Origin of the sequence: Saccharopolyspora shandongensis, from assembly GCF_900106995.1 — a bacterium.
GTDB lineage: Bacteria > Actinomycetota > Actinomycetes > Mycobacteriales > Pseudonocardiaceae > Saccharopolyspora > Saccharopolyspora shandongensis.
In genome coordinates, this window is sequence record NZ_FNOK01000077.1 from 24120 (window position 1) to 36416 (window position 12297).

General features: G+C 69.6%; 12 protein-coding genes and 1 pseudogene. 10 read left to right on the forward strand and 3 right to left on the reverse strand.

Going from position 1 to position 12297, the window contains the following annotated elements:
- Window positions 1-79: 79 nt before the first annotated feature.
- From BLW84_RS42135 to BLW84_RS42165, 7 genes are read left to right on the forward strand one after another with little or no spacing between them, the layout of a single operon-like run.
- Complete coding sequence (locus tag BLW84_RS42135) at window positions 80-1033, forward strand: LLM class flavin-dependent oxidoreductase (protein ID WP_093277764.1); 954 nt, start codon at window positions 80-82, stop codon at window positions 1031-1033.
- Entirely contained in the window at window positions 1030-1995 is a 966-nt protein-coding gene (locus BLW84_RS42140; protein WP_093277767.1) for a CoA transferase subunit A, read from the forward strand. Before BLW84_RS42135 ends, BLW84_RS42140 begins: the two co-directional genes overlap by 4 nt.
- Window positions 1992-2807: a CoA-transferase subunit beta gene (locus BLW84_RS42145; protein WP_245761761.1), complete on the forward strand. Its 816-nt coding sequence runs from the start codon at window positions 1992-1994 to the stop codon at window positions 2805-2807. Before BLW84_RS42140 ends, BLW84_RS42145 begins: the two co-directional genes overlap by 4 nt.
- The gene (locus BLW84_RS42150; protein WP_093277770.1) at window positions 2804-3712 is read left to right on the forward strand and encodes an FAD binding domain-containing protein; all 909 of its coding nucleotides are present in this window, start codon (window positions 2804-2806) and stop codon (window positions 3710-3712) included. The genes BLW84_RS42145 and BLW84_RS42150 overlap by 4 nt, the downstream gene beginning before the upstream one ends.
- Window positions 3709-4212: a (2Fe-2S)-binding protein gene (locus BLW84_RS42155; RefSeq protein WP_093277773.1), complete on the forward strand. Its 504-nt coding sequence runs from the start codon at window positions 3709-3711 to the stop codon at window positions 4210-4212. Before BLW84_RS42150 ends, BLW84_RS42155 begins: the two co-directional genes overlap by 4 nt.
- Window positions 4209-6593 (forward strand): xanthine dehydrogenase family protein molybdopterin-binding subunit, encoded by a 2385-nt coding sequence (locus BLW84_RS42160; protein WP_245761762.1) that lies wholly within the window; start codon window positions 4209-4211, stop codon window positions 6591-6593. The genes BLW84_RS42155 and BLW84_RS42160 overlap by 4 nt, the downstream gene beginning before the upstream one ends.
- Entirely contained in the window at window positions 6590-7255 is a 666-nt protein-coding gene (locus BLW84_RS42165) for an SRPBCC family protein (RefSeq protein WP_093277775.1), read from the forward strand. The genes BLW84_RS42160 and BLW84_RS42165 overlap by 4 nt, the downstream gene beginning before the upstream one ends.
- Window positions 7256-7609: 354 nt before the next feature.
- On the opposite strand, the gene BLW84_RS48105 is transcribed toward BLW84_RS42165, so the two are convergent.
- On the reverse strand, window positions 7610-7759 hold the full coding sequence (locus tag BLW84_RS48105; RefSeq protein WP_177226994.1) for a hypothetical protein: 150 nt from the start codon (window positions 7757-7759) through the stop codon (window positions 7610-7612).
- A 381-nt stretch (window positions 7760-8140) separates the two neighbouring features.
- Between BLW84_RS48105 and BLW84_RS42170 the strand changes: the two are divergent.
- Together BLW84_RS42170 and BLW84_RS42175 are read left to right on the forward strand one after the other, a co-directional pair.
- Window positions 8141-8434 (forward strand): annotated as a pseudogene (locus BLW84_RS42170) (DUF3159 domain-containing protein); the annotation flags it as partial.
- Window positions 8435-8491: 57 nt separating this feature from the next.
- Complete coding sequence (locus tag BLW84_RS42175; protein WP_245761763.1) at window positions 8492-9586, forward strand: glycosyltransferase; 1095 nt, start codon at window positions 8492-8494, stop codon at window positions 9584-9586.
- 102 nt (window positions 9587-9688) lie between these two features.
- Here BLW84_RS42175 and BLW84_RS42180 read toward each other — a convergent pair whose 3' ends face one another.
- Window positions 9689-9886, reverse strand: a complete 198-nt coding sequence (locus BLW84_RS42180) for a hypothetical protein (protein ID WP_093277782.1) — start codon at window positions 9884-9886, stop codon at window positions 9689-9691.
- A gap of 520 nt (window positions 9887-10406) precedes the next feature.
- Here BLW84_RS42180 and BLW84_RS42190 point away from each other — a divergent pair.
- Complete coding sequence (locus BLW84_RS42190) at window positions 10407-11387, forward strand: helix-turn-helix domain-containing protein (RefSeq protein ID WP_093277786.1); 981 nt, start codon at window positions 10407-10409, stop codon at window positions 11385-11387.
- Window positions 11388-11491: 104 nt separating this feature from the next.
- Here the strand turns inward: BLW84_RS42190 and BLW84_RS42195 are convergent.
- Window positions 11492-12297, reverse strand: an 806-nt coding sequence (locus BLW84_RS42195; RefSeq protein ID WP_143061308.1) for a helix-turn-helix transcriptional regulator, incomplete at its 5' end; no start/stop codon positions are given.

Below are 12297 nucleotides of genomic sequence, written 5' to 3' on the forward strand. Positions count from 1 at the left end.
GTCAACTGATGACATAGGAACCGGCGAAACCCGTCAATAAAGTGGGCCGCAGCAACGCTCTCGTACAGGAGAGGACGACATGCCAGCGAAATTCGGGCTAGCCGTGGAGAACTTCACCTCCGCGCAGAGAACACCTCAGATCGAGGACCTGCTGGCCACGGCCCGCCGGGCCGAGCAACTCGGATTCAACTCCCTCTGGGCGTGGGACCACCTCTTCCTCGGCAGCCGGCAGCCCTTCCCTCAGCTCGAGGCCCTCACGACGCTGGCGGTGCTGGCATCGCACACCACGACCATCGAGCTCGGGACCGGGATCCTGGTCCTGCCGATCCGCGACCCGGCGCTGATGGCCAAGACCGCGGCCACCATCCAGTCGATCTCCCAGGGCCGGCTCCGGCTCGGGCTCGCGGCAGGTTGGTACGAGCGCGAATTCGACGCCACCGGCACACCGTTCAAGGGCCGCGGCCGGATCTTCGAGCGCAACCTCGAGATCTGCAAGGAACTGTGGACCAAGGACGAGGTCACCGGCACCTGGGACGACCTGTCCTTCCGCCGGGTCAAGATGTTGCCGCTCCCGCAGCCCCGCCCCCAGGTCCTCATCGGCGGGTACGTCGACCGCGTGCTCAAGCGGGTCGCCACGCTCGGCGACGGCTGGCTGACCTACTTCTACACCGCTGCGGCGTTCACCGAATCCTGGCGCAAGATCGAGCGATTCGCCGAGGAGGCGGGACGCGACCCCGGCGAGCTCCACTCGCTCAACCAGCTCCCGATCTGCATCGGATCCTCCAAAGAAGAGGCGCAGGCGCGCGTCGGTCCGTGGCTGGCGTCCTACTTCGACACGCCGGAGTGGAGCAGCGCGACCCCCGACAGCGCGATCTGCGGGACGCCCGAGGACTGCGCGGAGCAGCTCGCCGCCCACCTCGACGCAGGCGTGCAGGAGATCTGCCTGGTCCCGTACGAATACGACCCCGAGCAGGTCGAGCGGTTCGCCGGCGAGGTCCGGCCGCTGCTGGGCAGCCTGGTGGGGGCACCATGAGCGCGCGGCTCATCACCCCGGGCACCGAGGCGGCCCGCGCAGACCTCAGCGGGCACAGCCGGGCCGCCGAGGACAAGCGCACGACGGCCGCCGATGCGGTCCGGCGGTTGGTGACCGACGGTGCGGTGATCGGCGTCGGCGGGACCAACCACGCGCGCACTCCGATGGCACTGCTCATCGAAGTGCTGCGCCAAGGCCGCACCGGGCTGACGATGACCCGCCCGCTGTCGTGCTTCGAAGCCGAGGTCATGCTGGCGACCGGCGCGGCCGACCGGGTGATGACCAGCTGGGTCGGCATCGGCCACGGCTGGGGCCTGGCCCCGGTGCTGCGCCGCCTGGTCGAACGTGGCGAGGCGGCCTTCGAGGAGTGGAGCCACCTGGGCATCGGCCTGCGCTACAAGGCCGGCGCGATGGGGGTGCCGTTCCTGCCCACGGTCAGCATGCTCGGGTCCGACATCCACCGGCGACTGGAGCTGGCCACGATCGCCTGTCCTTACACCGGTCAGGTGCTCAACGCCGTGCCGAGCCTCAACCCCGACGTCGCGCTCGTTCACGTTCAGCGCGCCGACGCCTCGGGGAACGCGCAGATCGACGGGTACCAGCTGATGGATGCGGACCTGGTGCTCGCCTCCCGCCGCGTGATCCTGACGGCCGAGGAGATCGTGCCCACCGACCAGCTCCGCCTCGACCCGGCCCGGACCCTGGTGCCGGCCTTCGCGGTCGATGCGGTGGTGCACCAGCCGATGGGCGCCTACCCGCACGAGTGCTACGGCCATTACGAAGCCGACCTCGACGAGTTCGCCGCCTACATGCAGGCAGTCCGGGCCGACGGGCTCGACGGGGCTCGCGCCTATGCCGCCGGCTTGGCCTCCCACGCCGATCACGACGCGTACACCGGCTCGGTGGATCCCGGCCGCCTCGCGGCGCTCCGCCGTACCGGCGAGGAGTTGATGCCGCGGTGATCGACTCGCTGATCGGCAGCGCCGAACAAGCGCTCGTGCTTGCGCAGCACCCGCAGGCCCGGCCCGACGAGATCATGACCATCGCCGCGAGCCGGCTGCTCGAGGACGGCAAGGTGCTGTTCGCCGGCATCGGCCAGCCGCTCCTGGCCGCCGCGATCGCCAAGCGACGGCAGGCGCCGCAGCTGACCGTGCTGCTCGAGGGCGGGATGATCGGCGTCGAGCTGAAGCCCGGTGAGGTGCCCGCCTCGACCAACGAGGTCCGCGCCGCGGTCGGCGCCCAGATGCTGACCGGCGCCACGGACATCTTCCTCATGGCCCAGCGCGGCTTCTTCGACTACGGCTTCATCGGTGCCGCGCAAGTGGACCGGTACGGCAACGTCAACACCAGCATCGTCGGCGATCCCGCGAAGCCGACCGTCAGGCTGCCCGGCCCGGGCGGTGCCAACGACATCGCGTCGATGTGCAACCAGGTCGTGATCGTCACCCAGCACGAACCACGACGGTTCGTCGAACAGGTCGACTTCGTGACGAGCCCCGGCCACCTCACCGGCGGCACCAGCCGCCACGACAGCGGGCTGCTGCACGGCGGCCCGGGCTGGGTGGTCACCGACCTGGCGCTGCTCGACTTCGCCCCGCATTCCCACCGGATGCGGGTTCGAGCGCTCCAAGCCGGAGCGACCCTCGACCAAGTGCACGCGGCCACCGGTTTCGAGTTGCTCGTCCACGAGGAGCTCGGCTACCTGCAGCCGGTTGCGGACGTCGAACTCGAGGTGCTCCGCCACCTCGTCGGTCGGGCGGAGGAATCCCCATGAGCATCCAGGAAATCGTGCCGACCGCCGCCGGCCGCACGCCGGCGACCTGCTTCGAGTACCAGCGCGCCGAATCATGGACCGACGCCGTCGAGCTGCTCCGGATCTGGGACGGGGAGGCCAAGATCCTCGCCGGCGGCCAGAGCCTGGTGCCGATGCTCAACCTGCGGCTGGCGTTCCCGGGCGCGCTGATCGACGTCAACTCGGTGCCGGCAGGCGACCCGCGGGTCGAGGACGGCAGCCTGGTCATCGACGCCAACACCCGGCACCGCGTGCTCACCTCCTCCGAGATCGTCCGGGCGCACGCCCCGATGCTCGCGCACGCGGTCCGCTTCGTCGGCAATGCGCGGGTCCGAAACCGCGGCACGTTCGGCGGATCTCTCGCGCACGCGGATCCCACCGCGGAGATCGGATGCGTCGCGCTGGCGCTCGGCGCCGAGTTCGACGTGCTCGGACCGGAAGGGCCCCGGACGGTGGCCGCCGAGGACTTCTTCATCACCTACCTGACCACGGCGCTGGGGCCCGGGGAAGTGGTCACCGCCGCACGGCTACCGGTCGGCGGTGACGCTCGATGGGGATTCCACGAGGTGGTGCGGCGTTACTCGGACTTCGCGACCGTGAGCGTCAGCGTGGTCGCACGGCCCGGTGGCGCTGGAGGGCAACCGGACCTGCGAGTCGTGCTCGGGGGCGTCGCCGACCGGCCGGTCCTGGTCGACCGCGAACTGCTCGAGCCGGCGCTCGCCGACCCCGGTTCCCCGGACCGCGCCCGCGAGAGCGCCGAGGCGATCGCGGCGTCGCTCGAGCCCGACACCGATCTGCACGCGACCGCCGACTACCGACGGCGGCTGGTGGCGGTACACACTCGGCGCCTGCTCCAGCAGGCGCTCTGCGAGGAGGGCACGGCATGATCCGGACTCAGCTCACGCTGCGCGTCAACGACCGCGAACACGAGATCTGGGTTCGCAACGACCGCACCCTGCTCGACGTGCTCCACGACGACCTGGGCATGCCCGACGTGCGCTACGGCTGCGCCGAAGGCGTGTGCGGCACGTGCACGGTGCTGCTGGACGGCGATCCCGTCAGCGCCTGCAGCATGTACGCCGTCCAGGCTGAAGGCCACGAGGTGATGACCCTCCGCGGCTGGTCGGATCCCCGGGACGAGCCGCACCCGCTCCAGAAGCGCTTCCTGGAGCGCGGCGCCGCGCAGTGCGGGTTCTGCACCGCCGGGGTGCTGCTCACCGCGGCCACCCTGGCCCAGCGCAACCCGGCGGCCTCCCGCGAGGAGATCCGGCACGAGCTGGTCGGCAACCTGTGCCGGTGCACCGGCTACCAGGCGATCGTCGACGCGGTCGAGGACTACCTGCACACACCGGCGGAGCGGACCGCCGAGATGGGAGGTGCCCAGTGACGACGGTCGACCCCGGGACCACCCCGGAGACCATCGGGCCGGCCGAGCTCGACCCGGACGCCGACTCGGGTCCGCTGGCGCGCGAGCGGGATTTCCGCGTCGTCGGCCAGTCCCCCGCGCACCACGATTTCGTCAACAAGGTCCGCGGCACCCTGCTGTACGCCGCCGACTGGAGCCTGCCGGGCATGGTGCACGGCAAGGTGGTCCGGTCCGACGCCGGCCCCGCCAAGATCGTCAGCATCGACACCTCGGCCGCGGAGCGGCTCGAGGGCGTGGTGGCCGTGCTCACGGCGGCGGACGTCCCGCACAACGCGATCGTCGAACACGCCAGCGGCGGGCTCGGCGAACTCACCGTCGAGCAGCCGGTGCTCGCCGTCGACCGGGTCCGGTACGTCGGGGAGCCGGTCGCGGTCGTGGCCGCAACGGACCCCGAGATCGCGGCCGAAGCGGCGGATCTCGTGGAGGTCGTGTACGAACCGCTGCCGGGTGTGTACAGCCCGGAAGACGCCTTGGCCGAGGACGCCCCGCTCGTGCACGAGGAGGGCAACGTTCTGGTCAACTGGCGCCTCGAGCGCGGGGATCTCGATGCCGCGTTCGCCGAGGCCGATGTCGTCGTCGAGGACACCTACCGCAGCCAGCACGTCGAGCACGCCTACCTCGAAACCGAGGCCGGCGTCGGCTGGATCGAAAACGACGTGGTGACGCTGCGCATCTCCACGCAGGTGATCGAGCACGCCGTCGAGATCGCCTCGATCCTCGGCCTGCCGCAGAACCAGGTGCGCGTCATCGCCTCGTACATGGGCGGCGGCTTCGGCGGCAAGGAGGACATGACCGTCGAGCCGTACATCGCCCTGCTGGTGTGGCGGACCCGCCGCCCCGTGCGGATGGTCTGGTCGCGCCAGGAATCGATCCTGGCCAGCACCAAGCGGCACCCGTTCACGATGCACTACCGGACGGCAGCGACGAAGGAGGGCAAGCTCCTGGCCGTCGACGCGGACATCGTCGGCGACGCCGGTGCCTACCCGTGCCTGAGCGCCCGGGTGCTGTTCGCCGGAGCGGCGCTGTCGACCGGTCCCTACAAGGTGCCAGTCGTGCGCGCGCGGTCCCGCGCGGTCTTCACCAACAACGTGCCGACCAGCGCCTTCCGCGGTTTCGGTGCGATGCAGGTGGTCTTCGCCTACGAATCGCAGCTGGACGCGCTGGCCGCGAAGCTCGGCTTGAGCCGCGAGGAGGTGCGCGACCGCAACCACATCGAGAAGGGCGATCTCACCGCCGCCGGCGAGCCGGTGACGACCGCGGTCGCCGTCCGCGATACCCGTCGAGCCGCGCTCGAGATGCTCGGTGAGCCGAGCCGGCCCAGCGGCCCGCACACGGTGATCGGGCGCGGCTTCGGCAGCAGCATGCAGCCCTACGGGCGGACCATCTGGTTCCGCGACCACGCCTCGGCTTGGGTGACGCTGCAGGCCGACGGGACGCTGCTGATCCGCAGCGGCGTGACCGACCTCGGGGCCGGGCAGGCCGCGAGCTTGTGCCAGATCGCCTCGGAGATCCTCGGCGTGCCGCTGGCCGACATCAGCGTCTACATCGGCGACACCGCGCTCAACCCGCCCGCCGGCGGCACCTTCGCCACCCGTCAGCTCTACATGTCGGGCAACGCGATCCTGCGGGCGGCGAGGAAGCTGCGCGACCAGCTGTCCCCGGTCGCGGCCAAGGCTCTCGGCGTCGGTGAAGACCAGCTGGTCTGGATCGACGGGATGGTGCGCACCGAGGACGGTGACACCGGCCTGAGCCTGCCTGAGCTGGTGCGCGCCGCGACCGACGCCGGTGTGGACACCTCGGTGCTCAACACCTGGCGCGCCCGGTCCGGCGGTTTCGACCCCAAGGAGGGGCAGGGGCACACCTTCCCGGACTACACCTTCGGCACTCACGCCGCCGAGGTCGAGGTGGACCTCGAAACCGGCGACGTCCGGCTCCTGAAGTACGCCGCGTGCCACGACGTCGGCCGGGCGATCAACCCGGTCCGGGTCCAGGGCCAGATCATCGGTGGCGCGGCGCAGGGCATCGGCTACGCGCTGATGGAAGACTGCGCGACCGACGCCGGACGCCCGCTGTCCTCGCTGTTCGCCGACTACCTCATCCCGTCCTCGATGGACCTGCCCGACATCGGGGTGGCCGTGGTCGAGAGCGGCGAAGGCCGGGGCCCGCTCAACGCTCGCGGCGTCGGCGAGCCCCCGATCGGACCGCCGGCCGCCACCATCGCCAGCGCCGTCGAGGACGCCATCGGCATCCGGCCCACCGAACTGCCCATCACCGCCGAGCGGGTCATGGCCCTGCTCGACCAGCGCGCCCGGACGGACGCGGGGAGAGGAGATCGCGCGTGAAGCTGCAGCACCAGACCGAGGTCGGCGCCAGCGCCGAAGACGTGTGGACGTTCCTCCAGGACACCCGCGCGGTGGCCCAGTGCTTGCCCGGCGCCGAACTCGTCAACGAGCTCGGTGACGACCGGTACGAAGGCGTGCTGCGAGTCGCCATCGGGCCGCTGAAGATGAACTACGCCGGTGACGTCCTCGTCGTGGAGCGCGATGCCGAAGCCCACCGGATGGCGCTCAACGCCACCGGTCGCGACAAGCGTGGCTCCGGCGCCGTCCAAGCCAACGTGCGACTCCAGGTGACGTCCGCCGACGCGGGAAGCCGGATCGAGGTCGTCTCGGACGTCGACCTGAGCGGCCGGATCGCGTCGCTGGGGCGCGGAGTCCGCGACGTCTCCAATCGGATGTTCGTGCAATTCGCCGACCAGCTCAGCAATCGCATTGAGCATCCCGAACCGGACACCGGCGCGACGGCACCTGCGCCCACTCCGCTCCCGTCGGGTCGGTCCGCCGGCACGATGCCGGCGACGACCACGGCGCCGGCGAGACAGGCCCCGGCCGGCGATGCGCAGAAGGCGGGCGAGATCAAGGTCCTGTCGCTCGTGTGGACGGTCACCAGAGAACGGTTCGCCGACTTCCTGGAGAAACTGAGCATCCGCGTGCGTCCCCGCTGAGGTGGCGGCCGGGGCCCGACAGCCTCGTAGCGGTAGAGCGACGTATTCGGCGGCGACGAATGCTCACGACGGCACGAACCTCAGGCCAAGGCCGGTCGTCGACTGTTCTTACGAATGGTCGGGAAATCACGAAACCCGATCCCGGACTCCGCAGGCGTGTGAGGCTGCGGCGCCCTATGCCGGGGCATCCACTGCGGTCAACGATCAGGCGATCACGTGGGCGCCGATCGACCGAGCACGAGCTACTGCATCAACCGCGCAGCGCTGTCAGCGCTCGGTATTCGTAGAACCCGCTGAAGGCATTCCACGCGGCAGTCCGGGCGCGTCGAATCTGGGCCGCGTCGTTCCCCTCGTTTACCGCGACTGCGGGTGATCGAGTTGCCGCGCGGCATCCACGTCCTGGTGATGACCCACGATCGCGCCGAGGACCTCGCGCTGCGGAGCGGCGATCCGGAACGACCACCCGGCCCCGATCGGCTGAATTACCTCCTTGATGACGAACACGCCCGCACCCTTCGCCGGGCCGCCCGGACCTGCGGCTGCGCTGCGGCATCTACTACAGGGCCCAACGTCCCCGCCGCGCTCCATTACCACCACGGTGGTGGGTAACGCAAATGTGCGTGGTGACCCCCGTACGGTCTAGGTTCCCCCTCGCGAGGATTTCCAGTGACGTTCCATCCTCGCTGTACGCCCTGGGCTCCTCCTCCGTCCAGGGCGTCGAACAGGGCCCGACATGGTGGGTCCTGTGGTTGTTCCACTTGCGTACCGTCAAGGGGCGTAAGGGTGATGGAGCAACGCAACGAAGCGCTCCGCGCCAAAGGGGGTATCGGCGCGGGGCGCTTCGTCGCGGGTGACCAGGAACAGAACACGTTGCTCGGTGCGGCCGCCGTGCGAGCGGCGACGGCCGTGTTCGCCGCCCGGTTCATCGTGAAGCAGTGGCTCTACCTCACCGACGCCACCGGCTGGCTGGCGTTCGCGAAGATCGCAATGGGTACCCTGCTGACGGCACTGGCCCTGCTGGTGGTCGTCTGGGCCTTCCGCTACTCCACCAAAACGCCTCATCAAACAGGCCGGACCAGCACGATGATGCCCCCAAATACCACCGATTCTGCCCAACCGACTGCTATTGACATCAAGTGTCATCGCGGGTGCTACCCGGTTCGACAAAGAGCATGTTAGGTAGTTTTCGTGCGAATCTTGTTCAGTGCAACCCCTGCGTACGGCCATGTTCTGCCGTTGGGACCGTTGATGCGGGCCGCGGTCGAGGCAGGGCATGCCGTTGCGCTGGCGACCAGCGCCGGCGTGCAGGATGCGGTCGGCCCGGAGCTCGCGTCCGAAGTGGAATTCCTGGCGGCAGGTGCCATGCCGATGGAGTTCTCCGAGGACGCCGCCCGCCGCACCGGCGCAGACCCGTTCCATCCGGGACCCGAACTCATCGGGGAGATCTTCGGCGGCTCCCGCGTCGACCTCGGCGGCGCCGACACGATCAGCCTCGGCCGCGAGTGGGCGCCCGACCTGATCGTGACCGAAACGTTCGACGCGATCGGTCCGATGGTCGCAGCCGATCTCGGCATCCCCTGGCATCAGGTGGGTATCGGCCCCGCGACGCCCGCTGTGATCACCGAGATCGAACGCGCCGCGGCTTCCCGCTACCGGAACGCCGGGCTGAACCCCGTTGAGCCGCGGAGCTACATCGACCCGTGCCCACCGCAAATGCAGGATCCCGAATGGTCCAGCCGCGTTCCCGTGCTGCCGCTGCGCACGCAAGCCCACCGACGCCCCCACGACATGGCATTCGAACTGCCGGCCTTCGCGGACCCGGCCAAACCCACCGTGCTGGTCACCCTGGGCACGATCTTCTCCGACCCGGACGTGCTCGACACGACCGTCGGGGCGATGGCAGGCCACGAGGTCAACGTGATCGCCACGGTGGGCTCGTCGTTGAGGAATCCGGCCGCGGGCGATGACGGTTCCCGGCCGAGTCGGCGACCCGACGGCGTCGAGGTGCACTACGTGCCGTTCGTGCCACTCGGCCAGCTTCTCGACCGAGCGGATCTCGTCGTCGGCGCCGGCGGTTCCGGCACTGTCCTCGGCGCCCTGGCACACGGTTTTCCCATGGTGCTGTGGCCCCAGGGCGCCGATCAACCGATCAATGCCGCCCGCGCCGCCGCTGCCGGAGCCGCGATCACCGTTGACAGCGGGGACGAGATCTTCCTCGCCCTCCGGCGGGTGTTGGGAGAAGACACCTTCCGCGATCGGGCGCAGGCCGTCGCCGCGGAGAACGACGCTCGCCCCAGCCCGGCCGACGTCGTCAAGGAAATCACCCAATAGCCAGGCTGGGGCCGCTGGGCGCCGACCAGCGGCCCCACCACGGACGAAGGGCTCAAGGACGAGATCGCGCGTTCCGCAACAACCGCATCAGCCGTGACTCGATCAACCACTGTGGACAGTCAGATCAGGTCGTGCCCAGCCGATCTCCACGAGCCAGATGCCGAACCGCTCGGACGAATCGCTGCGACCGGAGGTGCGGTGCGAGCCGATGCCCGCACCGCACCTCTCGCCGGGTGGTAGGAGTTCGCGGTCGATGAGAGATCGCAGCGCGGCGCGGAAGGACTCCTCCGTGTCGACCACTTTCTTGAACCCGGCCTGGCGCAGTGCGACGGACCTGGGCCGTGTGGCCGGCGAACTCCCACCGGCGCGACCTCGCACAGCTCGTCGCCGCACTCGACCGAGGTCGAGCACGACCGCAGCCGCGAGCGACTACCGACCGGCGTCGAGTGCCGTGGTGCCACCGGCGTTCTCCAAGTAGTGAACGAACCCTTTGGCGCGAAGGCCTTCCTCCGCTTCGAAGACGTCGTCGTGCAGGCGCCCGACGGGACCTGCGCAGCAATGCCGATCCCGGCTACATCGCAGGCCATTCCCACCGAAGCGGGCTGGTGGCATGCGCATTCTGGACGGTCGAGGGACATCGGCAGTCATATGACCTACTCACCGGCCGCCCGAGATCTCCATGCTTACCAGCGTGGACTTGCGCGCTAGGGAATTTCCGCCCCATCGAACCGACGGAATGAGTTGAGGGTCCCGGTCACCGCGCCCAAGCAAGGCGCGCCCTCCCCAGTGTCCCCTCCTCACTCCCACGGAAGTCGTTCGCATGCGGATTGCCCTGACCACAACCTCCGTACCGGATGTTGACAAGCTGGCCTTCTGGAACCAGGCCATCACTCGCACGCTCGGCCCACAAGCGGTCACGCCCCGGAACGACGATGTCTTCGCAGGGCGGCTCACCGCCGACTTCCTGGGGTACCTGAAGGTCGCCACCATCGAGGCCGACGCGCAGCGGATGATCCGGATGCCCCAGCACGCGGCCCGGCTCGACCGCGAGTTCGTGTCCATCGGCCTGCAGGAACAAGGCCGTTCGGAGCTGATCCAGGGCAGTCGGACAGCCCGCCTCAGCCCGGGCGATCTGGTCGTCTACGAGACATCGCACCCGTACACGCTCGACCAGTACGACCGCTTTCGCATGCACCTCTTCCACGTGCCGCGACAGGCCGTCGCACTTCCGAACTCGGACATCTGCGCGGTCGCGGCCACCACCCTGCCCACGGATTCGGGCGTGGCGACCATGCTGGCGCCGCTCCTGTCGATGCTGGCCGGGAAGGCGACCAGTTGCCCGCCTCGAGTGGGCGAGCAACTGGCAGGAACCGTCACCGATCTCCTGGCGATGCTCATCAGCGAACGGATCGAGGAGAACGAAAGCACCGGGGAGCGCAACGTCGGGCAGGTGATGGCCCGACGAGTACGCGAGTACGTCAACCAGCATCTGGCCGATCCCGACCTGTCACCTGAAGCGATCGCGGCTCACCACCGCATCTCGGTTCGCTACCTGCACAAGATCTTCGAAGGCGAGGGCACCACGATCAGCCGCTGGATTCAGCGACGCCGGTTGGAGGAGTGCAGCCGCGAGCTCGCGCAGCGCCGCCGCGTGATACCAACGGTGTCCGCCGTCGCCCAACGGTGGGGCTTCGTGAACCCGGCCCACTTCAGCCGGGTCTTCCGGGCGGCCTACGGCATGTCGCCCCGCGAGTGGCGCAATGCTGCCGCACCGCAGGAAGCCGAGCCGACGAGCGGTTGATCCACCTCCGCGCAGCGGCTTCATCCCGTCGTTGAAACGGAGTTCGCTCCGCGGCCGCCGGCGGCTTCGAGGCGACGTGCGAGGCACGGCACGGACATCGGCCCCTAACGCGACTCCGGTTCGCCTGCGAGCGCGTCCCGCAGAGCGCGGCGAGAGGCTACGCCCAGCTTGGGGAAGATCTTGTACAGGTGGGCCCCCACGGTGCGCGGGGACAGGTGCAGTTGCCGGCCGATCTCCTTGTTGGTCATCCCTTGCGCTGCCAGTTCCGCGATGCGCAGCTCATGTGCGGTGAGTGCGGACCTGCCGTCGGCGAGATCCACGCCCTGCGCGACTCCGTTGGCGCGCAGCTCCTCCGCCGCCCTCTTCGCCCAGGGCTCGGTCTTGAGACAGCGGAAGGTCGTCAGCGCGCGGCTCAAATGGATGCGCGCTCGGCTGCGGTCGTGGCGTCGGCGCAGCCACTGGCCGTAGGCGAGCTGGATCCGCGCCTGCTCGAAGGGCCACTGCTCGGCCTGGGGCAACTCCAGAGCATGCTGGAACAACCGGTCGGCGGACTCGTCCTCCGTGGCCAGCGCGGCCGAGCCCGCGAGGATGAGCGCGTGGTGCGAGGAGATGGCGTCCATGCGGGCCTGCCGGCCGGCCATCACGTGTGCCCGGGCCTCTGCAATGCGCCCGGTGCGCACACATGCCTCGACCAGGTCCAAGAAAACGCGGTGGAAGTAGGGGAAGAAGGGCGGCAGCACACCCGGTGGGGTAAGCGCGCTCAGATAGGTGTAGGCCTCCTCGTAGGCGCCGCGGGTGACCGCGGCCCGGGCGTTGGTCTCGGCGACCATGCCCAGTACGAGGTTCAGCCGCCGCGGTCGCGCCCAGTCGGCGCTCTCGGTGTTGAGCACTGCGAGCCGCTCGTCGTTTC